22 protein-coding genes, 1 tRNA gene, 1 other RNA gene and 1 pseudogene are annotated in these 21,703 nt (G+C 37.4%); 9 read left to right on the top strand and 16 right to left on the bottom strand.

Features of this window, described 5'->3' with window-relative positions:
* On the bottom strand, positions 1 to 438 hold a 438-nt coding region (locus BLW93_RS06860), incomplete at its 3' end, for a transposase (protein WP_245791970.1).
* Between the two features lie 120 nt (positions 439 to 558).
* Here BLW93_RS06860 and BLW93_RS06855 point away from each other — a divergent pair.
* On the top strand, positions 559 to 1,437 hold the full coding sequence (locus tag BLW93_RS06855; protein WP_076713347.1) for a hypothetical protein: 879 nt from the start codon (positions 559 to 561) through the stop codon (positions 1,435 to 1,437).
* On the opposite strand, the gene BLW93_RS06850 is transcribed toward BLW93_RS06855, so the two are convergent.
* The 7 genes from BLW93_RS06850 to argS are packed head-to-tail and all read right to left on the bottom strand — an operon-like array spanning position 1,434 to position 8,139.
* Positions 1,434 to 2,204, bottom strand: coding sequence for a tRNA (adenine-N1)-methyltransferase (locus BLW93_RS06850; protein ID WP_076713346.1), 771 nt, complete (start codon positions 2,202 to 2,204; stop codon positions 1,434 to 1,436). The genes BLW93_RS06855 and BLW93_RS06850 overlap by 4 nt on opposite strands.
* Positions 2,201 to 3,283, bottom strand: coding sequence for a lytic transglycosylase domain-containing protein (locus tag BLW93_RS06845; protein ID WP_076713345.1), 1,083 nt, complete (start codon positions 3,281 to 3,283; stop codon positions 2,201 to 2,203). Before BLW93_RS06845 ends, BLW93_RS06850 begins: the two co-directional genes overlap by 4 nt.
* Positions 3,276 to 4,019: a YebC/PmpR family DNA-binding transcriptional regulator gene (locus tag BLW93_RS06840; RefSeq protein WP_076713344.1), complete on the bottom strand. Its 744-nt coding sequence runs from the start codon at positions 4,017 to 4,019 to the stop codon at positions 3,276 to 3,278. The genes BLW93_RS06845 and BLW93_RS06840 overlap by 8 nt, the downstream gene beginning before the upstream one ends.
* Before the next feature lie 55 nt (positions 4,020 to 4,074).
* Positions 4,075 to 4,482, bottom strand: a complete 408-nt coding sequence (gene nikR / locus BLW93_RS06835; RefSeq protein WP_076713343.1) for a nickel-responsive transcriptional regulator NikR — start codon at positions 4,480 to 4,482, stop codon at positions 4,075 to 4,077.
* Between the two features lie 24 nt (positions 4,483 to 4,506).
* Complete coding sequence (locus BLW93_RS06830; protein WP_076713342.1) at positions 4,507 to 5,877, bottom strand: TatD family hydrolase; 1,371 nt, start codon at positions 5,875 to 5,877, stop codon at positions 4,507 to 4,509.
* Positions 5,878 to 5,881: 4 nt separating this feature from the next.
* The gene (locus BLW93_RS06825; RefSeq protein WP_076713341.1) at positions 5,882 to 6,499 is read right to left on the bottom strand and encodes an SPOR domain-containing protein; all 618 of its coding nucleotides are present in this window, start codon (positions 6,497 to 6,499) and stop codon (positions 5,882 to 5,884) included.
* A 2-nt stretch (positions 6,500 to 6,501) separates the two neighbouring features.
* Positions 6,502 to 8,139, bottom strand: a complete 1,638-nt coding sequence (gene argS, locus BLW93_RS06820) for an arginine--tRNA ligase (RefSeq protein WP_076713340.1) — start codon at positions 8,137 to 8,139, stop codon at positions 6,502 to 6,504.
* A 122-nt stretch (positions 8,140 to 8,261) separates the two neighbouring features.
* Here argS and BLW93_RS06815 point away from each other — a divergent pair, with 122 nt between their 5' ends.
* On the top strand, positions 8,262 to 8,921 hold the full coding sequence (locus tag BLW93_RS06815; RefSeq protein ID WP_076713339.1) for an HD domain-containing protein: 660 nt from the start codon (positions 8,262 to 8,264) through the stop codon (positions 8,919 to 8,921).
* Here the strand turns inward: BLW93_RS06815 and BLW93_RS06810 are convergent.
* From BLW93_RS06810 to clpX, 7 genes are read right to left on the bottom strand one after another with little or no spacing between them, the layout of a single operon-like run.
* On the bottom strand, positions 8,916 to 9,809 hold the full coding sequence (locus tag BLW93_RS06810; RefSeq protein WP_076713338.1) for an N-glycosylase/DNA lyase: 894 nt from the start codon (positions 9,807 to 9,809) through the stop codon (positions 8,916 to 8,918). The two genes, BLW93_RS06815 and BLW93_RS06810, sit on opposite strands and share 6 nt — an antisense overlap.
* 30 nt (positions 9,810 to 9,839) lie before the next feature.
* The gene (locus tag BLW93_RS06805; RefSeq protein WP_076713337.1) at positions 9,840 to 10,256 is read right to left on the bottom strand and encodes a hypothetical protein; all 417 of its coding nucleotides are present in this window, start codon (positions 10,254 to 10,256) and stop codon (positions 9,840 to 9,842) included.
* 4 nt (positions 10,257 to 10,260) lie between these two features.
* A complete protein-coding gene (gene glnD / locus BLW93_RS06800) occupies positions 10,261 to 12,864 on the bottom strand; it encodes a [protein-PII] uridylyltransferase (RefSeq protein ID WP_076713336.1) in 2,604 nt (867 codons plus the stop codon).
* Between the two features lies 1 nt (position 12,865).
* Positions 12,866 to 13,420 carry a phospholipase D family nuclease gene (locus BLW93_RS06795; RefSeq protein WP_076713335.1) on the bottom strand — a complete coding sequence of 185 codons (555 nt, stop codon included), beginning with the start codon at positions 13,418 to 13,420 and terminating at the stop codon, positions 12,866 to 12,868.
* Positions 13,417 to 13,692, bottom strand: a complete 276-nt coding sequence (gene secG / locus BLW93_RS06790; protein ID WP_076713334.1) for a preprotein translocase subunit SecG — start codon at positions 13,690 to 13,692, stop codon at positions 13,417 to 13,419. The genes BLW93_RS06795 and secG overlap by 4 nt, the downstream gene beginning before the upstream one ends.
* Positions 13,693 to 13,695: 3 nt before the next feature.
* Positions 13,696 to 14,445, bottom strand: coding sequence for a triose-phosphate isomerase (gene tpiA / locus BLW93_RS06785; protein WP_076713333.1), 750 nt, complete (start codon positions 14,443 to 14,445; stop codon positions 13,696 to 13,698).
* A gap of 10 nt (positions 14,446 to 14,455) precedes the next feature.
* The gene (clpX, locus tag BLW93_RS06780; protein ID WP_076713332.1) at positions 14,456 to 15,691 is read right to left on the bottom strand and encodes an ATP-dependent Clp protease ATP-binding subunit ClpX; all 1,236 of its coding nucleotides are present in this window, start codon (positions 15,689 to 15,691) and stop codon (positions 14,456 to 14,458) included.
* A gap of 94 nt (positions 15,692 to 15,785) precedes the next feature.
* On the opposite strand from clpX, the gene BLW93_RS06775 reads away from it, so the two are divergent.
* The 7 genes from BLW93_RS06775 (at position 15,786) to bioF (ending at position 21,186) form a co-directional block, all read left to right on the top strand.
* A complete protein-coding gene (locus BLW93_RS06775; protein ID WP_076713331.1) occupies positions 15,786 to 16,415 on the top strand; it encodes a phosphoribosylanthranilate isomerase in 630 nt (209 codons plus the stop codon).
* 54 nt (positions 16,416 to 16,469) lie between these two features.
* Positions 16,470 to 16,563 (top strand) — tRNA-Ser (locus BLW93_RS06770).
* 34 nt (positions 16,564 to 16,597) lie between these two features.
* Positions 16,598 to 16,695: signal recognition particle sRNA small type (ffs, locus tag BLW93_RS06765), an RNA gene on the top strand.
* A gap of 30 nt (positions 16,696 to 16,725) precedes the next feature.
* The gene (dnaX, locus tag BLW93_RS06760) at positions 16,726 to 18,126 is read left to right on the top strand and encodes a DNA polymerase III subunit gamma/tau (protein WP_076713348.1); all 1,401 of its coding nucleotides are present in this window, start codon (positions 16,726 to 16,728) and stop codon (positions 18,124 to 18,126) included.
* A complete protein-coding gene (locus BLW93_RS06755; protein WP_076713330.1) occupies positions 18,123 to 19,478 on the top strand; it encodes a sigma-54-dependent transcriptional regulator in 1,356 nt (451 codons plus the stop codon). The genes dnaX and BLW93_RS06755 overlap by 4 nt, the downstream gene beginning before the upstream one ends.
* A complete protein-coding gene (locus BLW93_RS06750) occupies positions 19,465 to 20,070 on the top strand; it encodes a trimeric intracellular cation channel family protein (RefSeq protein ID WP_078058197.1) in 606 nt (201 codons plus the stop codon). Before BLW93_RS06755 ends, BLW93_RS06750 begins: the two co-directional genes overlap by 14 nt.
* The gene (gene bioF, locus BLW93_RS06745; protein ID WP_076713328.1) at positions 20,071 to 21,186 is read left to right on the top strand and encodes an 8-amino-7-oxononanoate synthase; all 1,116 of its coding nucleotides are present in this window, start codon (positions 20,071 to 20,073) and stop codon (positions 21,184 to 21,186) included. It begins immediately after the preceding gene.
* On the opposite strand, the pseudogene BLW93_RS06740 reads toward bioF, so the two are convergent.
* Positions 21,178 to 21,621 (bottom strand): annotated as a pseudogene (locus BLW93_RS06740) (GGDEF domain-containing protein); the annotation flags it as partial. The gene bioF and the pseudogene BLW93_RS06740 sit on opposite strands and share 9 nt — an antisense overlap.
* Positions 21,622 to 21,703 lie beyond the last annotated feature (82 nt).

Raw genomic sequence — 21,703 nt, 5'->3', positions numbered from 1 at the left:
TATTTCCTCTAAGGTTACCTGCGATATTTTGCTTATGGTTGAGGGTGAGTATTTAAGTTCAAACACGCTTTCAAGAGCCTGGGCTACTGCTCTTGCACTCATACCAGAGGCAAACATCCCAAGTATTAAGTCTTCAAGATTGATATCTCTTCTTCTATAAGGTTCTATCAACTTTGTTCTGAATTTTCCCTCTCTATCTCTTGGAATTCTCAGATTTTCAAGCTTACCGATAACAGTATCTAAGTTTCTAACGTAAAAGCCGTTCTTTGTTCCTCCATGTTCTTTAAGAAACACTTCTCTTTCAGCCGTCATGATTGACTCTAAGGTTTGCTTTACCACTTCCTTAACTAGGTCTGGTAAAATCTTCTGTAGTTCCATTTTTGCCTCCTGGGGTTGGTATTTGTGGGGTGTTCCCCAGGAGGTTATCCCATTTCTCAAGCTTACACAAAATATCGTACACTACCAAATCTATTAAGCACATTTTTTATTTTACCAAAACAATATTCGTTGCTTACATTTAGCTAAAGGAATAACTTAAGTTGAACATCGGAGAAGAGAATGGATTTTGATTTTAAAGGAACGTTAAAAGCTGCCGTTAAAAGCAGCCTTTTTATCGTTAAGTTGATAGTGCCTCTTTACATTGTTGCCGATACAATGCTCTATTTTGGAATCCTCAACCACATTGCTTTTGTTTTTAAACCTTTAACAGAACTTATACATTTACCAGCAGAAAGTGCCGTCGGAATAGCGGCAGGAATGATTTTTAACCTTTATGCTGCAATAGCTTTTCTGGCACCTTTAAATTTGTCTCCATTTCAGTGGACGGTCATAGGACTTTTCTTAGGCATTGCCCACTCTTTTTTAGTTGAATCGGCAATAATGAAGAAATTGGGTATTTCTGTCATCTATTCTATTGTTTTAAGAACGTTAACGGCTATAGTTGCGATAAAACTTTTAATGCTGCTCCCCTTTAATCTTTCTTCCCAAATCAGCACCAGGAAAGAGATTTCCGTCAAAGTTTACAAGAATGTCTTTGCCATGCTCAGCCATTCTGTTCAACATGCAGTTATACTATCAGGGAAAATCGTTCTTCTAATTGTTGTGATAATCTTTATTCTGAACTTTATAAAGAGCCTGCCTATTGTAAAAAGATATAGTGAAAAAGTTAACACAATGTTTTCCATACTGACAGGTCTATTTTTAGGCATTACATACGGTGCAGGTGTGCTTATAAATGAAGCGGAATCGGGCATTCTAACGAAAAAAGACATCCTTTTCATCGGAACATTTCTAATGATTTGTCATTCTGTCATAGAGGATAGCTTTTTGTTTGTCATCTTCGGTGCCAGCTGGATTCCAATGGTAGCAATAAGGCTACTGTTAGCAGTCTTAATTTCCCCTGCTATAAGAAGGCTCGGAAGCAGGATTTTAAATTAAACTTTTCGTGCAAAGATGAGAAAAGCTGTATGGGCAGGCATTCTATCTTCTGGTCTCAGCCTTTCGGGAACGGTTTTGTAATGCCTTAAAAGGATTTCAAGGACTTCAACATCTATGAAAGGCATGTTTTCCAGTTTTTCAAGTGTTTTTATTATTTGATTCACAGTCGGAACCAGAATTCCAAGCATTCGCCCTTTTTTCAAAGCTCTATAAGCATGTTCAATATAAAGCCAAGGTTCTCTTACATCAAGAAAAACAGCATCGGCATCGGTTTCGTCAAATCCTTCTGCAATATCTCTATTTTTGGCAGTTACTCTGTGATCAAGTCCGAGTTTTCTCAAATTTGACAATGCATTTCTTATAAACTCTTCTCTTTTTTCATAACTTATTACCTTTCCGTTTTCACCTACTATATGGGCAAAAACGGCAGTCATGGCACCGCTTCCGATACCGCTTTCAATAATTTTGTCTCCCGGTTTAACATCAAGACGAAGAGCAATATAAGCTGCATCTTTTGGATAAACTATCTGTGTGAGTCTGTTAAGTTTGTACATAATAAAATCGTGAAGGGTTGCCGGAAGAACAAGATATGGATAGCCTTTATGAGTTTTTACTTCGCTCCCGTATTCAAGTCCTATGACATTTTCAGCTTCAATTATGCCGTGTTCCGTTCCAAATTTCGGCGTTAATGCAAGATTTATGAAGTATTTTTTATCCTTTTCTCTATCGTAGAAAATAACCGTATCTTCTTTTTTCACTTTGTTCATCTCATTACCACACTTTTAACTTCGTTATTGTATGCAACTATGATAAGAACTTGGCCTCTGTAAACGTATTTTCCCCTTATACGGTTAAGTTTTTTCACAGTGTGAACGTCTGTGCCAAACTTTCTGGCGATTCTGGCAACTCTTTCAGTTCTATACGGACGATAAATGTATATTTTTGCATCCTTTGCTTTTGCAAGGAAAGTTCTGTTCCTGACGGCAAAAGCAGGTATATAGACATACCTGTAAGCAGGAACTATACCTTTTCTATACTGTTTATTGAAGGTTTTTATTATCGAATACCTTACCTTTAATTTTCTGGCAATGGCATACAAACTTGTTTTTGAGAGAATTTTTACTTTCAAAAGCTTATGATTGAAAGAGGCTACCTTTATCTGTCCTGAGTTGATAAGTGTAGCTATTGCATAAAATTTAGGAACGTAATTGAGAGTTTCATTGGGAAGCTTTGCTAAATCCCAGAAAGAGTCCGTATGATACCGTCTCATCAAGGAAAGAATCTTTCCGGGACCAGCATTGTAGGCAGCAATGGCAAGATCCCATCTACCGAATATTTGATAGAGCTTCTTAAGATACCTTGCGGCTGCTCGTGTCGATTTTTCAATATCAAAACGTTCATCTATATAATAGTTCACTCTTAATCCGTAAAGCCTTGCCGTTCTGGGCATCAATTGCCACAGACCTGCCGCGCCGGCACGGGAAACGGCAGCCGGATCACCTTCACTTTCTATTATAGGAAGATACGCAAGAACTTCAGGAAGACCTTCTTTTTTAAGAATAGGCTTAACGTAAGGCAGAAAAACAGAATACCTTGCCGCCTGCTGAACAAGTTTAAGCCTGTTCATATGGTTTTTATAATATTGTAGCCAGAACTGAACTCCCGGTTGATTCCACGGAATGTTGAGCGTTTGTGAAGTCTCTTTTGTAGTGGTAGCAACAGAACCGCCAAATTGATCAATAAGAAGAGCTTTCGATTCCTGTTCTACAACAGTTCTAATATCGGCTGCATTAGCCGACACGGAAAGCAAAAACGGTAAAAGAAGCCCGAAAACGAGCTTACGCATTATTCATAACCTCATCCGGCATATCAAAGTTTGAGTAAACTTCTTGAACATCATCCAGATCTTCCAGGACCTCGAGAAGTTTAAGCACTTTTTTAGCTGTTTCGCCTTCAACTCTGGTAGTGTTTTGAGGAACGAGATCGAGTTTAGCTTCTTCTATCTCCACTCCTGCCTCTTCCAGTGCTTTTTTTACATTTTCAAGATCTTGAGGCTGAGTGTAAATAATAAATTGGCCGTCTTCGTTCACAAAATCTTCAGCACCGGCATCTATGGCAATCATCATTACTTCTTCTTCGTCTTTACCTTCAGCGTTTATAGTAACAACTCCCTTTCTCTCGAACATCCAGGCTACGCATCCTGATGTCCCGAGGTTTCCACCGTGCTTTGAAAAAGCGTGTCTAACTTCAGACGCTGTCCTATTCCTGTTGTCAGTGAGACACTTAACAATAATTGCCACACCGCCTGGACCGTAGCCTTCATAGGTAACTTCTTCGTAAGTTTCACCGGCTATTTCTCCGGTTCCTCTTTTAATCGCTCTTTCTATGTTTTCTTTGGGCATGTTGAACTTTTTAGCCTTCTCAATAGCTGCACGGAGACGAGGATTGAACTCAGGATCTCCACCACCTTCTCTTGCAGCAACAGTTATTTCTCTTGCAAGTTTTGTATATATCTTCCCTCTTTTTGCGTCCTGAGCAGCTTTTTTATGTTTAATGTTTGCCCATTTGGAATGTCCAGCCATGATTTTACCTCCGGAGAGTATGCAGTGGTAAATATGTGGGAAAATAGAGGAAAAATCAAGGCTCTATACCTGTTACAACCAGTTTGCCATGTTTAACACCTTTTTGACTTATAATTCTATCTGCAAGTTCTCTTATTTCACTTGCCTTTCCTTTTACAACAATCGTTTCCATGCAGTGGTGATGATCAATATGAACATGGAGAGAGGAGATAATGTTTTCTAAATGTTTATGTTCAATATCTGTAAGTTTATCTTCCAGCTCCTTCTGATGATGATCGAAAACTATTGTAATCGTGCCAAATACCTCTTTATCTTCTCCGACTGATTCTTCAATAAGAGCATTCCTGATAAGGTCTCTAACAGCTTCCGAACGACTGACATATCCTTTTTTTTCTATATACTCATCAAATTTTTCGAGAAGCTTACCATCAATCGAAATACCAAATCTCACAATTGCTGCCATTTTTACCCTCCTTTTCTTCTGGAACTACACTATCTTTTGCTCTCTTATTCTGTAATCTACGTCAAGTTTTCTGGCCAATGATTTGAAAGCCTCTTTGTTGAAGCCTTCAATGTTTACTGCGGATATAATAACATTAAAACCTTTTTCTTTTGCATCAATAATAAATTTTATCACACTTTCAAAGCTTCCATTTCCAAAAGAAGGACGAACAACCTTGTAATATTCTTCAGGATTGGAGGCGTTTAAACTGACGTTAAAAGTATCAACAACAGCTTTAAACTCGTCTAAAACGTTTTCCCTGCCAGTTATCAGATAGACAAGACCGTTAGTGTTCACTCTTATTTTTTTAGCTCCCATCTTTTTAGCCCATTTCGCAACTTTAATAAGGGTATCAAACCTTTCAAACGGTTCACCGTAACCGCAGAAAACAATCTCATCATATATACCGGGATTCTTAATACGATACATGTATTCTTCTGCAATTGGCTCTCTATCAAGTTTCAGATTGTAACCAAGAACGTAATTTTCCTTTCCTCTAAAGCAGAAAACGCAATTACACGGACATTTAGTTGTCAGGTTAATGTAGAGGTTATTTCTTACTTTATAAACCAGCTTTGGCTCAGATTCTTCTTTTGTCATCGGAAGGCCGAAAATTCTCTTGGCATTTACCGTTGTTATCCTGTCAACATCGGTAAAATTCAAGTCTAAATAATCGGCAATTGTCTTTACAGTATAAGCTACATATGTCGGTTGATTTCTTTTCCCTCTTTTCTTTTGAGGAGATAGATAAGGAGAATCCGTTTCCACAAGCAACCGGGAAGACGGAACTTTTTTCAATGTTTCTCTTAAAGCTTCGTTTTTAGGATAGGTTACAGGGCCTGCATAAGAGATGAAAAAACCGTTTTTCAAAGCGGTTTCTAAAAGCTCAGTGTCTCCGTTAAAGCAGTGAATTATTCCCTTAACGCCTTCCATCTCTTTCTTGATAAATTCTGACATTTCATGGGAAGCTTCTCTTGTATGGATAATGATGGGTTTTCCGATTTCTCTTGAAAGCTCTATCTGTAATCTGAATATCTCTTCTTGTTTTTCTTTAGGCGAAAGATTCCTGTAAAAATCAAGTCCAGCTTCACCAACAGCCACTACTTTATCATCGGAGAGAATTTCTCTGAGTTTATCTTTAATATCCAAAGAATAGTTAGACGCATCATGGGGATGAATGCCTGCTGAAGCATAGATAAAATGATGTTTGCGGGCAAGATTAACAGCATTGATGCTGTCATCGATGTTGCAACCTACGGTAACTACCGCAGCAAGCTTCTGTTCACACTCTTTTATAACTTCTTCTCTATCTTTGTCAAATTGGGGGAAATGCAGATGTGCATGAGTATCGATCAAGTTGTTACCTCCTCTTTTTTATGATTCCTGATAATTTCATCTTCTTGAGCTTCACTAAAACCTGTTTAGCTTCCTTTTCCGTAAACATACCGACTGTTACACGATAGTAATTTTTCCACTTTGAAAGGTGAGAAGGAATACCTGCTTTTTTAAGCTTTCTAACAACTTTTTCGGCATTGGCGCGCTTACTGAATATTCCAACCTGAATGTAGTAATCTTTCTTAACCTTTTGAACCTTTTTCTTAGTGGATGGTTTAACTGATGGTTTGGATTCTGGCTTTGAAACCTGAACTTGCTTTCTCTCTTTTACTGAAGGTTTTTCTTCAGGTTTTGTTTCTTTCTGCTCCTGGGACTGCTGAGTCTTTTTCCCGGAAACAGCTGTTGTGTTTTGAGATAACGGGTTGCCATTTACAATAACCACTTTTTCTTCTGGCTTAGGCCTTGAAAGGGGTGTTAATGAAGCAATTGTCTTTATAAGCTTCTGTTTTTCAACCTCAAACTCCTTCTTTGCATTGTTGTATCCGTAATTTTTCCCCACCATAAAACCAACACCATAAGAAACCATCAAAAGCACAACGGCCCCAGCCATCAATACATAGTAAAGTTTTTTGTTACTTTCCATATCTACATCCTCCCCGGTGCATTTACGTTAAGTATGTTAAGACCTGAACGAATCGTTTTTCTAACGCCGCTAACAAGATAAAGTCTTGCAGAAGAAAGTTCTGGACTGTCTGTATCTACAACTCTATTTTTGTTGTAATATTTGTGAAAAGCAGAAGCAAGTTCAATTAAGTAGTAAGGAAGAAGATGAGGTTCTCTTTTTTTTGCCACTGATTCAAGAGTCGATTTCAAACCGTAGCATTTAAGTATAAGTTCAAATTCTTCTTCTCTCAGTAAGTTGAGATGTTCTGTCGAAGGCTCAATGCCTTCCTCCTTTGCCTTATCAAGGATACTTGAAATCCTGGCATGAGCGTATTGAACATAATAAACAGGATTTTCGCTTTTTTCAGAAAGAGCAAGATCTATGTCAAAATCAAGGGGTGTATCGTGTCTTTTCGTAAGAAAGAAAAAGCGGACAGCATCCACTCCAACTTCATCCATTAACCAATCAAGGGTAACAAAGTTTCCCGCTCTCTTTGACATCTTTACTTCTTCACCGTGCTTAAAAAGTTTGACAAGCTGAATAAGAATGACTTCAAGCCAGTCTCCGGATTCACCTAAAGCTTCTATAGCAGCTTTCACTCTCGGAATGTATCCATGATGATCCGCTCCCCATATATCTATCCCTTTATCGTAACCTCTTAAAATTTTGTCATAATGATAGGCTATATCCGATGCAAAATAGGTATATTCTCCGGTTGAACGCTTAACGACTCTGTCTTTATCATCACCAAACTGAGACGTTTTTAGCCATAAAGCACCATCCTTCTCATAAATTAACCCTTTTTCTTTGAGAAATTCAAGAACCTTTTCTACCTTTCCGTCGTTATAAAGACTTTTTTCGCTAAACCAATTATCAAATTCAACTTTCAACCTTTCAAGAGTCTTTTTAATTTCTTCAAGCAAAACCTTCTTCCCGAATTCAGCTGCAAGTTCGATCGCTTTTTCTTCTTCCATATCAACAATTTCCGGATATTTAAGCATGAGCTCTTTTGCTATTTCAACTATATACTCTCCCATATACGCATCATCTGGAAGGGTAAGATTTCTGCCTGCAAGTTCTTGAATCCTATAATAGATAGAAAGACCCAAAAGCTTAATCTGTCTTCCTGCATCGTTAATGTAAAATTCTTTGTCAACTTTATATCCTGTAAGAGCCATCACTCTCGAAAGAACATCTCCGACAACGGCTCCTCTACCGTGCCCCACATGCAAAGGCCCGGTAGGATTAGCCGAAACATACTCTATCAGAACTTTTTTTTTCTTACCTATATCTGAAACATAAAAATCGGTTTCAACAATCTTTTTAAGAAGCTCTTCGTAAAATCGGGGAGAGAGAAAGAAGTTAACAAATCCCTTTCCTGCAACTTCAATCCTGGTAAATTCTTTTTCTCCAGATAATTGTTCGGCAATTTGCCTTGCAATTTCCAAAGGCGGTCTTCTCAATACTTTTGCAAGAATAAAAGCAGCATTGGTAGCTACATCTCCGAACTCTTTCTTTCTTGGCGGCTCAAAAGATGCCTTTTCAATTGCATCAGAAGCATCTATTCCATAAACGGAACGAACTGCCGAAGCGACTTTTTCTTTTATTGTATCTTTCATACACAACTCCTCAAATCAGAATGATGCTGAGAATATTTTATTTTATTGCAGAAAGATATTCAAACCGTAAAATCAGAAAAGGTTAAAATTAAATGTCAAAAATTCATAAATAGGAGAGGAATATGATTTCTTATAGAGACTTGCTCAAAGATGAAAAAATTTTCTACTATATCGAAAGAGCGGATTATTTTCTTAAAAACATGGGATACACCTTTCACGGAACAAAACATGTAGTATGGGTAGCGGGACATGCAAGAATGATTCTGAAAAAATTGCACTACCCTGAAAGAGATGTTGAACTTGCAGGAATTGCAGGACTTTTACATGATATAGGAAATATCGTTTGTCGACACGACCATGCGCAGGCTGGAGCACTTCTTACCTATCAACTTCTTAAAGAAAAGAACATATTAACAGAGGAGGACCTGACGGATTTAATGTATGCCATAGGAAATCACGAATCTGCCACCGGAGTGCCCGTAACACCCATAGCTGCAGCTGTCGTTATAGCAGATAAATCTCACGTCAGCAGAAACAGAGTCAGAGAAGACAGTAATATACAAGAAGATATTCACGATAGAGTTAATTATTCCATCTATTATTCCAATATAGAGGTGAATCCAAAGAGAAAAATAATCAAACTTGCGCTTAAAATGGATACTTCTATTTCGGATATACTGGAGTTTTTCAGTGTTTTTAAAGAAAGAATGGAAATGTGCAGAAAAGCAAGCAAGGTTTTAGGTTGCGAATTCAGAATAAAAATAAACGGAAAAGATTTATAAAGTTGTATCTATTTCTACATGGGAAGCAGAAACAATAACTTTACCGTCAACACATAAATGCTTGACGGGGCATTTATCCTTTTTAGGACAGATTCCGTTTTTTCTATAATGACATCCATGTTTGCTTAAAAGCCAGAGAGGCCTGAACATAGAAACAGGAGGAATATTTTCGTCTTTCAATGCCTCGTTCCAGACCTTTATAACAAGTTTTCTCACTGTTGCGGTTATGCTTTTTGCCTTGTAAGTCCCTGTTATACATCCGGTTGTAAACGTTGCTCTTGTTACATGAACATCAACGGGAATAGGAAGTTTTTCTATATTTTCAAAGGGCAAATCCTCCACTTTTTCCTTCAGAATTCTTATCCAGTGAGGGAAGATTTTTCTGCCTGAAAGATTGGGAAATTTCTCGTGCCAATTCTTGTCGTCAAGTTTCTCATAGGTTTTATCAACCATGTAATTGAAACTATTAAAAAATGAGAGGAAGCTGCCGTTAAAATCTCCAGCTATTGTCTGTGAAATATTCCACCATATATCGGTGTCTTTATCCTTTCTCATTGCAATTTTATGCTTCAAAAGCGCTTTTTTAAGTTCTTCCCTTCCTTTTTTTACAACCTCTTTTGGAGAAAAAATCCACTGAAGTTCTTTGTCTTTAACTGTTTCAACAGCACTCTGCCATAACTTTTCGGCATCTCTCATATAATCAAGAGCTGTAACAAGAGATAGAACGGCTACAAGTTTTTCCCTATCTTTAAATGGAATCTTCCTAATTTCATCATCAGGAAGTTTTTTGGATTCAAATATTCCTTCACTACTAAGCTTTTTTGTAAGAATCTTCGCTACTTCTCTCGCTCTGTCAGGATGGATTTTAAGATTCAGCTTTTTCCCCATTTTCCGCCCCCTTAAGAGTTAAATTTAAGCTTATTTTTCCTTCCTGACAAAGGAGCCAAAAAAACATCTATTCCTGACGGGGCATTTCTTACACCTGATAACTTGTAAAACAACAATTGGAAGCAGAATAAAGAGAAACAGAGACTCTCTGGCAGGAATGATAATTAGAGGGAACATAAAAACAAAAATCCAATAAATTGTTGCAACCTTTGTAAAGGAACGAAAAAGTATTTTTTCTTTCTCTTTTATCCTGAAGAGTCTTCCAATTTCGTTCCATCGAGAAGTGCAGTTTCCTTTATATAGAGGACAGGATGGACAGAGAGAAATCCTTAAAAAGAAAAAACCTGAAACGGCAAAAACTCCGTAAATTATCCGCATGTTGGATTTTAGCAGAAAAACACCTAACATCAAATAAAGAAAAATCAAAACTGTTTCCAGAATGGCCATACCACTACTCTTTTAGAACGGTTAATATTCTATTTTCTATCTCCTTCAGTTTCAACTCATCTGTTATCTTGTTGTGCTCCATATCTGTTATGTAAAATGAATCAATTACTTTGTTACCTTCGGTAGATATTATAGCTCTGCGTAGCTTTGTTCCAGCATTTACAAGCTCTCCTGTAATAGCGAAAAGAAGGCCTAACCTGTCCCATGTTGAAACTTCAACGATTGTATATTTTTCTGATGTTCTGTTATCAAATTTTACTTTTGTCGCAGGTTTCGGAAGATTGCTCCTGAAACCTTTATTTTTAAACGGATTTTTCAGCAGATCTTCGACAACAATCTCTTCTCTGTAAACCTTTTTCACATATTTTTTTACTTTTTTAATAATATCTTCTTCCGGAACCTCCTCCGATACTGTAGAAACTCTTATCGTATAAACCATAAAATCAACACCATCAACGGTAACCGCTTTATTTATATAAGCACCTTTAATATTTAAATTCAGGTATGTGAAAATACCTGCTATTTTATAGAAAAATGCTCTTTTATACCTATCAACAACTGTTAGTTCACAGTATCCCATTTCTGGAAAGAACTCCGGCTTAACACAAATGTCTTTATTTTCTTCTATAAGGTCCTTAACCATTTTCAGATGTTTAACAATGTCTTCCGGAGAATACGTCCTTAAATAGTCAGATTCGGCAGATTCGAAAAGCTTTTCAAGGAGAACCTTATCAACATCATCTTTAAGCAGTTCTTTGACCTTTTCAGCCTTTTTCCTGACTTTTTCTTCTATCAATTCTCTAACATCTTTACCTGCATGGAAAACATCCATCGCCGATGAAAAAAGCTCCCACAAAAGGGCTGCCTTCCATCTATCCCAGCCGCCAGGACCAACCGCCTTTATGTCTGCGTAGGTAAGGAGGAAAAGCTTTTTTAACCTTTCTTCTGTTTCACACTCTTTCACAAAGCTTTCTATAAGTCTGGGATCACTTATATCTCTTCTAAAGGCAAGGTGAGACATGAGAAGGTGATTTTTTATAAGCCAGGAAATCTCTTCAATCTCATCATCGGAGAAGTCCAGCTTTTTAAGATAACGCCTTGTTATTGCAGCTCCCACATTTTCGTGTTTCCCTCTCTTTCCTTTTCCTATATCGTGAAAAAGAGCTGCAACATATAGCAATTCAGGATGCTCAAGCTCATCCAGAACTTGATACAGACCCCTTGTTTCAATATTTATATCTCTGATTTTTTCAAGCTCTCTAACAGTCATTATAAGGTGAATATCTGTTGTAAATTTGTGATATGTATCAAACTGAAAGTGCCCTCTCAATCTTTCAAAATCAGGAATCAGAACGTCAAGCACTTTACAATCGTGCATAAGCTCAAGAACATAGGAAAGCCTTACAGGATTAGTCATTATCTCTTTGAACTGCATCAGAACTTCCTTTTTCTGAAATTTTTTCTTTTCAGTTTCAGCAGAAAGTTTAAAGATACTGAATGCGTTAGGAGATATCGAAAGTCCGTACTTTTGAATCAATTTAAAAGCTTCAACAACAAGATACGGATTTTTTAAAACCTCTGTTTCTCTATTCTCATAAATGTAAAGAGAACCTTCGTGTTCGTAAAAATGAGTACTCAATTTATGTTCCTTCTTCAAAACGGAAAAAATAGATTTTTTATTACTTTTTAAGAATTCTCTTGATTTTTTTATAATCTCTCGTGTAATTATGGAAAGATCAAGAGCAGCATTGAAGTAACTTTTCATGAAACTTTCAACACCTTTATTATCCTTTGAAAAGCCGAAAAATTCTGCAACTTCCCTTTGAAGCTGGAAACTTAAAATATCACTCTTCCTGCCGCTTATTATATGAAGATGATTCCTGACTCTTAAAAGAAAATCGTAAGCAGATACCACGTCTCTAAAACTTTTCCAGTCAATAATACTCTTATCTATAAAGCCGGAGTAATTTTTAATATCATAAACAATTTTTGCAATCCAGAACGCCTCGTGTAAGTCTCTTAAACCGCCTTTACTCTCTTTTACATTTGGTTCCTGGTAATAAACTGTTCCGAAAAACCTTTTATACCTTTCGTTTCTCGACTTTACAATTCCGTCAATTATGCTTTCGGCATTTTTTTTAACAAACCTAAAAAATTTCTTTTCAAACTTTTCCAACAATTTCTTATCACCTTCGATAAATCGAACCTGAAGGAAATTTGTCAAAACACTCAAGTCGTTTTTGGCAAGAGACAGGGCATCATCAATACTCCTTGGAGCATACCCCAGATCTATATTAAAAGAAAGCATATAGTAGTAAAAAGCTTCCAGATCTTCTTTATGAACATCTTTTAGTTTTCCATCATATAAAAGGTTAAAATCCATATCCGAATAAAAGTTAAGCTCTCCTCTGCCATAACCGCCGAGTGCAACAAGGCAACACGGAATATCCCATCTGCCAAAAAAATGAGGAAAAACCTGCTTTAATAATTTATCAAGGGCATTTTTCAAATCCTGAGCTATATAAAAACCTGTTTCTTTCTGGAAATGACGTCTTTTTATTTTTTCTCTTTCTTTGAAAAATTCTTCTTTCAAAGCTTCAAGGTTCAAATTACTCCTCCAGTTTTGCCAGATACCATAACTTTTCAAAAACTTTCTGATAACGCTGAACTAAAGGAATATCACCTCTTATAACAACCAGATTTTCATCATTTCTCTTCTCAGCACTTACAGTCCAGTTAAAACTACCTGTAATTACCGTTTTTCCATCTATAACGGCAAACTTGTTATGCATCAATCCGCCACCTGTTCCTCTCTTAAACTTTACGGGAATCCCTGCTCTTTCTAACAAGGGTGCCATACATCTCTTTGATTTTGCAGTGCTTCTGTCTATTATAACTCTTACCCTTACACCTCTTTTATAGGCTCTTATAAATGCCTTTGCTATTCTTCTTGAAGTAAAACTATATATAGCCGCATCAATATCATGTTTTGCACTGTCAATCTCTTTTATCAGAGTCTTTGTGCAACCGCCTCTGGGAGAAAAATAGGCACTTATCGAAATATTCTCTGTTTTTGTGTTTGAAACTACCGGCTTTTGTTCCCTTTGAAAAGAACAGGAAAAGGCAAAAGAGATGGAAAGCAGTAGAAGGAAAAATCTTCTCACTGCCTTTGCTCCATTTTTACCTTATTAATAACCGAAGAATTACCAAGATACTTGGAACCTACTATTGAAAGAAAGATAGAGTTAAGAATAAAAAGTGCTCCAAGTATGGCTGTTGTTTTAGTAAGTACTGACGCCGTATCTGCACCAAAAGCCGATGATGCACTTCCACCACCCATAAGTGACGATATATCTCCTTTGCCTGGCTGAATTAAAACAACAACAACAAGTAAAATCGCCAGGATAGCGTGAGCTATAAGTAAAAGTGTAAACATCCATTACCTCCCGAAATTTACAATTTTAACGAAGGATTCAACCTTCAGACTTGCTCCTCCAACAAGGGCACCGTCTATGTTTTCCATAGCCATAAGACCTTCAACATTTTCAGGTTTTACACTTCCGCCATAAAGAATTCTAACAGATTCTGCCTTCTCCTTTCCAAACAGTTCTACCAGCTTCTCTCTTAAAAAACTATGAACTTCTTCTGCAAGCTCAGGTGTTGCTGTTTTTCCCGTTCCTATTGCCCAGACAGGTTCATACGCAACCACAAAATTAGCTTCTTTAGACAAACCTTTTAATCCCTCTTCAAGCTGACTACTTACTACTTTAAAAGTCTTGCCGGATTCCCTTTCTTCAAGAAGCTCACCCACACAAAGAATAGGTATCAATCCATGAGAAACAGCAGAAAGAACCTTTTTATTAATAAGTTCGTTATTCTCTCCAAAAATATGTCTTCTTTCAGAATGTCCTAAAATAACAAAAGTACATCCAACATCTTTTAACATTAACGGAGAAATTTCTCCCGTAAAAGCTCCCTTTTCCTCAAAATGCATATTCTGAGCGCCTAACTTCACATTTGTTCCGCTAAAAATCTGTCCTAAAACCTGCAAAGAAGTAAACGGTGGGCAGATAAGAATATCTCTATCAATAACATCAGATACCGCATCAACAAAATCCCTGGCAAATTTAATACTTTCGGAAACAGTTTTATTCATCTTCCAGTTTCCAGCGATTAAAGGCCTTCTCACACCATCCTCCTCAAGATGCTTTAACAAGCTTAAACTTTGGTTTTCCTGTAAGAACAGCTTCTCTATCTATAATAACCTTTTTGATATCTTTTCTGTTTGGAACTTCAAACATTATATCAGTCATGAGTTTTTCCATTATCGCTCTTAAACCTCTTGCTCCTGTTTTCCTTTTTATCGCTTCTTTTGCAATCTCTCTCAAAGCATCGTCGGTAAACTCAAGCTCCACGCCTTCAAGCTCAAACAACTTCTTATACTGCTTAACAAGAGCATTCTTGGGTTCTTTAAGGATTCTTACAAGATCTTCTTCCTGAAGCTCGGAAAGTGTGGCAATAACAGGTAATCTACCTATCAATTCAGGGATCAAACCAAATTTAACAAGATCCTCCGGCTCAACATGCTTTAAAAGCTCGTTTCTCTCCATTGTTTTTTTAGCAAGATCTGCATTAAAGCCCATAGTCCCTTTACCAATTCTCTTGGCAATAATATCTTCAAGTCCGACAAAAGCACCACCGCAGATGAAAAGAATGTTGGAAGTGTCTATTTGAATGTATTGTTGCTGAGGGTGCTTCCTGCCACCCTGAGGCGGGACGTTGGCAATTGTTCCCTCAAGTATTTTAAGAAGTGCCTGCTGGACTCCTTCTCCTGAAACGTCTCTCGTGATTGAAGGATTCTCACTTTTCCTGCCAATTTTATCTATCTCATCAATGTAGATTATCCCTCGTTCAGCTTTCTTAACATCCATGTCCGCATTTTGAAGAAGTCTCAAAAGAATATTTTCCACATCTTCACCGACATAACCAGCTTCCGTTAATGTTGTAGCATCGGCAATTGCAAACGGAACATCAAGAAACTTGGCAAGAGAACGAGCAAGCAACGTCTTACCGGAACCTGTTGGACCTATTAAAAGAATGTTACTCTTCTCAATCTCAACATCTTCCGGAGATGACGCTTTTGTAAAAATTCTCTTATAATGGTTGTAAACAGCAACTGAAAGGATTTTTTTGGCCTCTTCCTGACCAACAACATACTGATCGAGGAACTCTTTTATTTCTTTAGGTGTCGGTAATTTACCGGACTCTACCGTTGATACCTCTTCTTTTTTTTGAGAATGTATCATTTCGTAACATTCATCAACGCAATAGTTACAAATTGCTACACCTTTTGGCCCCGTAATCAAAGCTTCTACTTCTGAAGCACTTTTACCGCAAAAAGAACAACGTCTCGGTGGAATCTGTGTTTCAAACATTCGCATCACCTCTCTAACTTTAGAAGGCTCATTTTAATTTTCTGACAGAGTAAATATAATACATGTTGCAGAAAAAGTTAATGGGAGTAGAGATATGGTTAAAGTAAAAGTATGTGGAATAACAAACCTTGAAGATGCAATGACAGCAATAAATGCAGGTGCAGATGCCGTAGGATTTATAATGTTTAAAGGAAGCAAACGCTATATCTCACCTATGGAAGTGAGACATATAACAAAAGAGTTACCGCCTTTCGTAACCAAAGTTGGCGTTTTTGTGAATGAAGACAGAGCCTCCGTGCTCGAAATATTAAGTTATGCAGGACTCGATTTTGCTCAGCTTCACGGAAACGAAACACCGGATTACTGCAGATACATAGGAGAAAAGCGAGTAATAAAAGTTTTTCGGTTCAACTCGATTGAAGAAGTTAAAAAGGTTAAAGATTACGAAAATGTTGCTTCATCAATCCTTCTTGATACTTTTTCAAAAGAAAATTTTGGCGGAACAGGAAAATCATTTGACTGGAATATCGCTAAAAAGGCTAAAGAAATCAGCAAACTTCCGTTAATTCTTTCAGGCGGTTTAAACAACGAAAACGTATCGGAAGCGATAAAAACGGTTGAACCTTTTGCCGTTGATGTTTGCAGCGGAGTAGAACTGCATCCAGGAAAAAAAGACAAAGAAGCTGTTGAAAATTTTATAAAAGTTTCAAAATGCATGGCATAAAACCACCTATTGACAAATACAAGATCAATGCAGATATTATGTAAAGCAACATCAGGAGGGGTGCCCGAGCTGGCCGAAGGGGCACGACTGGAAATCGTGTGTACCCCCACAAGGGGTACCGCGGGTTCGAATCCCGCCCCCTCCGCCATTATGCCATTATAGTGTAAAATAACAATAAGAAAGGTCGGGTCCTCCGCAACGCCCGGAAGGTGAACCCCGCCAGGCCCGGAAGGGAGCAACGGTAAGCCGGAAGGGCGTGTGCGGTAAGGGTCCGGCCCCTTACCATAAAGTTATTGAGGTCTTTTCTATTATGGGATATCTTGCCATACCGAGAAAGTATAGACCATCTAAGTTCAGCGACGTTGTTGGTCAGGAACATGTCACGGAAACCATTAAAAATGCCATAAAAACCGGAAAATTAGCCCACGCCTACATATTTGCAGGCCCAAGAGGTGTAGGGAAAACAACAACAGCTCGAATAATAGCCAAAGCTTTGAACTGTGAGAATCCCCAGGACGGCGAACCATGTAACTCATGTTCTATATGTGAAGCAATAAACAAAGGAGCTTTTCCCGATGTCATAGAAATAGACGCAGCTTCCAATAGGGGAATAGACCAAATAAGAGAATTGAGAGAAACCGTTTTTTACTCTCCATCAAGAGGAAAATACAAAGTCTACATCATCGACGAATTTCATATGCTAACGAAAGAAGCCTTTAATGCACTTCTCAAGACTCTGGAAGAGCCCCCTGAGCATGTTGTTTTCATACTTGCAACAACAGAACTTGACAAAATTCCGGCAACTATCTTATCACGATGCCAGAGATTTCTATTTAAGAAAGTTCCTGAAAGGAGAATAATAGAAACCCTCGCGGACATTTGTGATAAAGAAAACGTAAATTTTGAAACAAAGGCTTTAAAACTCGTTGCCGTCGCATCCGAAGGATGCCTTAGAGATGCCGAAAGTCTACTTGACCAGCTAATAGCCCTTTCATCAGGAAATATAACTACAGAAATTGCTTCCCGATTTTTAGGTGTTTTAGGCTCAAATATACTCCAGGAACTACTACAAAAAGGGATTGAAGGTGACAGAAAAAGGCTCAAAGAATCTTTGAATCAACTTGAATCTACCGGATACAATCCCTCAACAATAACACGACAGCTTTTAAGCTTCATTGAGGAAGAATTTTTAAAAGAAGAAAGCATCTGGAATGAAGACGAACTTACCGTAGCATTTGAAATAATAAGTAAAAATTTAAAAACGATAGATTCTCATCCATTCCCGTTTACAGCTCTGCTTTTCACACTTTACAAGCTATCCTATTTTAAAGATTTAAAAAAACTTTCAGAACTGCTGAAAAACGGCATTTCAGTATCTCCATCAAAAACAGAAGAATTAAAAAAAAATTCTGATGAAAGCGAAATAAAAGACAAAAACGGATTTGATCTTAGTCACTATATTAAAGAGGTTATTAAAGGTAAAAACCTTGTTGAAATAATCCCAAAAAACATGACCGCCTATGAAAGACTTGAAGCCAAGAAAAAGGAACTGGAGATAAAATACGGTAAACGTGTAATGATAGTAAAACTTCAACAGAACAATAAAAACAAAACGGTAAAACTTGATCCTGAGTCAGAAAAGAAAGTTGATAAAATAGTTTCACTGTTTAACGCCAAAATAGTCCCCGGATATCCGAGGAAAGCTAAATGAAAATACTCGTAATAGATGACGAAGCTGGAATAAGAGAAAGTCTATCAGATATATTAGAAGACGAAGGATACAACGTATCTCTTGCCGAATCGGGAAGTAAAGGCCTTGAAAAAATATACTCAGAAATGCCGGATATTATTATTCTAGACCTCTTCCTGCCCGGCGTTCCCGGAATGGACATTTTAAAACGTCTCTCCAAAGAGAAAATAACAGAAAAAAGCGTAATAATTGTCATATCCGGTCATGGAAACATACAAACAGCCGTAGAAGCAATAAAAACAGGAGCTTTTGATTTCATAGAAAAACCTATAAACTTTGATAGGCTTTTAAGTATCCTGGAAAAAGCCAAGAAACAGCTAACCTTGATAAAAGAAACAACAATTTTAAAAGAGCGCCTCTCGTCAGAAACAATTATAGGAACAAGCCCAGCAATAAAAAAACTCAAAGAACAGATAGATGCAGTAGCGCCTGTTGACAGCACAGTTATCATTTACGGAGAGAGCGGCACAGGAAAAGAGCTTGTTGCAAGAAGTATTCACAAATTGAGCAAAAGAGCCAATGCCCCCTTTGTTCCTATAAATTGTGCTGCAATCCCAGATAACCTTATTGAAGCGGAACTTTTCGGATACGAAAAAGGAGCTTTTACAGGAGCAAATGCAAGAAAAAAAGGAAAATTCGAAATAGCAGACGGAGGAACAATATTTCTTGATGAAATCGGAGATATGCCTCTCATGGCACAATCAAAACTTCTCAGAGTCCTAGAAGAAAAAGCCATTGAAAGGATTGGAAGTATTGAAAAAATTAATGTTGACGTAAGAGTCGTTTCAGCCACAAACAAAAACCTTGAAAAAGCCATAGAAGAAGGAACATTTAGAGAAGATTTATACTACCGTTTAAATGTAATTCCAATACATGTTCCAGCTTTAAGAGACAGGGGAGAAGATGTTTTACTCCTGGCAGATCACTTCCTTAAAAAATTTTCTGCAGACTACAAGAGAGAAAAACCCCAACTATCAGATGCTGTTAAAGGAATCTTTCTAAAATACCGCTGGCCCGGTAACGTAAGAGAACTTAAAAACCTGATGGAAAGGCTTGTAATACTTGTCAGAAAAGAAAAAATAGAACCGGAAGATCTACCTGAAAATATGTTCAGCAGAAAAGGATTCTCCGTAAATCGATTTACGATGCTCCCCCTTAAAGAGGCAAGAGAGGAATTCGAGAAAGAATACATAATTTCAATACTTAAAGAGACAAACGGTGACATGAAAAAGGCTGCTGCAAAAATGCAGATTGATCTTTCAAACCTTTACAGAAAAATCAACAAATATGGAATTAGCAGTGACGCTGTTTGATTTCTTCAATATAACAGGACTAGTTGCTTTTGCAGTTTCAGGCGTTTACAAGGGAACAGGAAAAGAACTTGATATCCTCGGAGTTTCCATTTTAGGTTTTCTAACGGCTCTCGGCGGAGGCATAATGAGAGACGTAATCGTAAACAGAATCCCTGTTGCACTCACAGGTTACAGTGACGTATCATTTGCCATAGGCGGAATTGCTATGGGAATACTCTTATACAGAGTCTTTCAAATAGATATTTCTTCCAGAACCATAGTAAAAATTTTTGATGCCATAGGACTTGCAGCATTTACAGTCACCGGTGCACTTGTTGGAATAAAATCGGAATTAAACGTTGTAGGTATAATAATCGTGGCAGTACTCACAGGAACAGGCGGCGGAATGATAAGCGATCTTTTGATAGGAGAAGTTCCTTCTATATTAAGAGAAGATGTTTATGCAACGTGCGCCATGCTTGGCGGACTGTTACTTTTTATTTTACATAAACTGTCAGTTCCTTTACAGTTAGCAATGTTTATAACCCTATTTTTTACCCTCGGATTCAGACTTCTGGCAATTTTCAAAAACTGGCACCTTCCGAGGTTTTAAATGGATATTAAAAAAATTATAAAAACCTTAAAAGGAAAGAACCTTTACAGACAGTTAAAAACAATTGAAAGAGCCGAAAGAGTTTACGTTTATATAGACGGTAAACGATATATAAACTTTTCATCTAACGATTATCTCTCTCTGGCATTTGACGCAGAACTTAACGCAAAACATCAAAATTGTCTTAAAAAATGGCCTGCAGGCTCTGGAGCTGCAAGACTTGTAACGGGAAATTTTTCCATTCACGAAGAACTTGAAAAGAAACTCGCTGAAATAAAGAAAACAGAAGCCGCTCTGCTGTTTTCCTGCGGCTATATGGCAAACTTAGGGATACTTTCTTCCTTACTTGGCGAAAAAGATGCCATTTTCAGCGATGAATTAAACCACGCAAGTCTGATAGACGGATGCAGACTGTCAAAAGCAAAAGTTTTTATTTATAAACACAGAGACACAAACCATCTAAAAGAACTACTTAAAAAAAACAGAGACAAATTCGAAACCATTGCCATTGTCACAGATTCAGTTTTCAGTATGGATGGAGACATAGCTCCATTAGATGAACTATTAAAACTTGCAAAAGACTATAACGCCTATTTAATAATCGATGATGCTCATGCAACCGGAGTAATAGGAAATTCTTCCCTTGACTTTTTCAATCTAAAACCAACAAAAAGAACAATAATAATGGGGACTCTTGGAAAAGCATTAGGAACATTTGGCGCGTTTGTGGCATCAACAAAAGAAATGAAAGAATTTTTCACAAATAGAGCTCGAACATTTATTTTCACCACCGCCATCCCACCTCACATAGCCTGCATGACGCTGGAAAATCTGAAAGAAATCCAACCGAGAATGGTCAGGTTAAGAAAAAATATTTATCTATTCTCAAAGTTAACAGGAATAAAAAGTCAAACGGCAATATTCCCTTTAATAATAGGAGATTCTGGAGAAGCCCTTAAAATCTCTGAAAAACTTTTAAAAAAGGGATTTATCATACCAGCAATTCGCCCGCCAACAGTTCCCGAAGGCACCGCACGACTCAGAATCACAATAGCAGCAGGACATTCGGAAGAAGAACTTAGAAAACTGGCAGAAACTATCAAAAGTTTAATCTGACACTCTGTTCCTCCCATGTTTTTTAGCCCTGTAAAGTGCCTCATCAGCCTTCTTTATAACCTGCTCGAGAGTCTCTCCCAAGTCCCTTTCAGCAACACCTAAACTTATAGTCACTCTTATTTTTTTCCCGTCTTCTGTATCAATAATCATATCTTCTATTCCTTTTCTTATACGCTCTGCCAGTTTAAGAGCATCTTTCAATGTCGTATGAGGAAGATAAATTATAAACTCCTCTCCTCCGTAACGAACCAGAATATCACTGGATCTTATAAGGCTTCTTATCTTATCAACAATAAACTTTAATACCAGATCACCAACTTCATGTCCGTAAGTATCGTTTATTCTCTTAAAATAGTCTATATCTATCATAATAACGGAGAACAAGGCCTCCTTACCCATACTTTCAAGCATATCATCTATTTTTTCAAGAACATAACGATGGTTGTGTCAATAATTTTGTGTAAACCATTAGGAGTACCTCCTGGAGAACATATCCTGAAGTTCTTCCTTAGCCTCA

Origin of the sequence: Desulfurobacterium indicum, from assembly GCF_001968985.1 — a bacterium.
GTDB classification, from domain to species: Bacteria; Aquificota; Aquificia; order Desulfurobacteriales; family Desulfurobacteriaceae; genus Desulfurobacterium_A; species Desulfurobacterium_A indicum.
The sequence above is the reverse complement of the archived record's forward strand: the minus strand, read 5'-3'. Positions and strand labels throughout refer to the sequence as shown.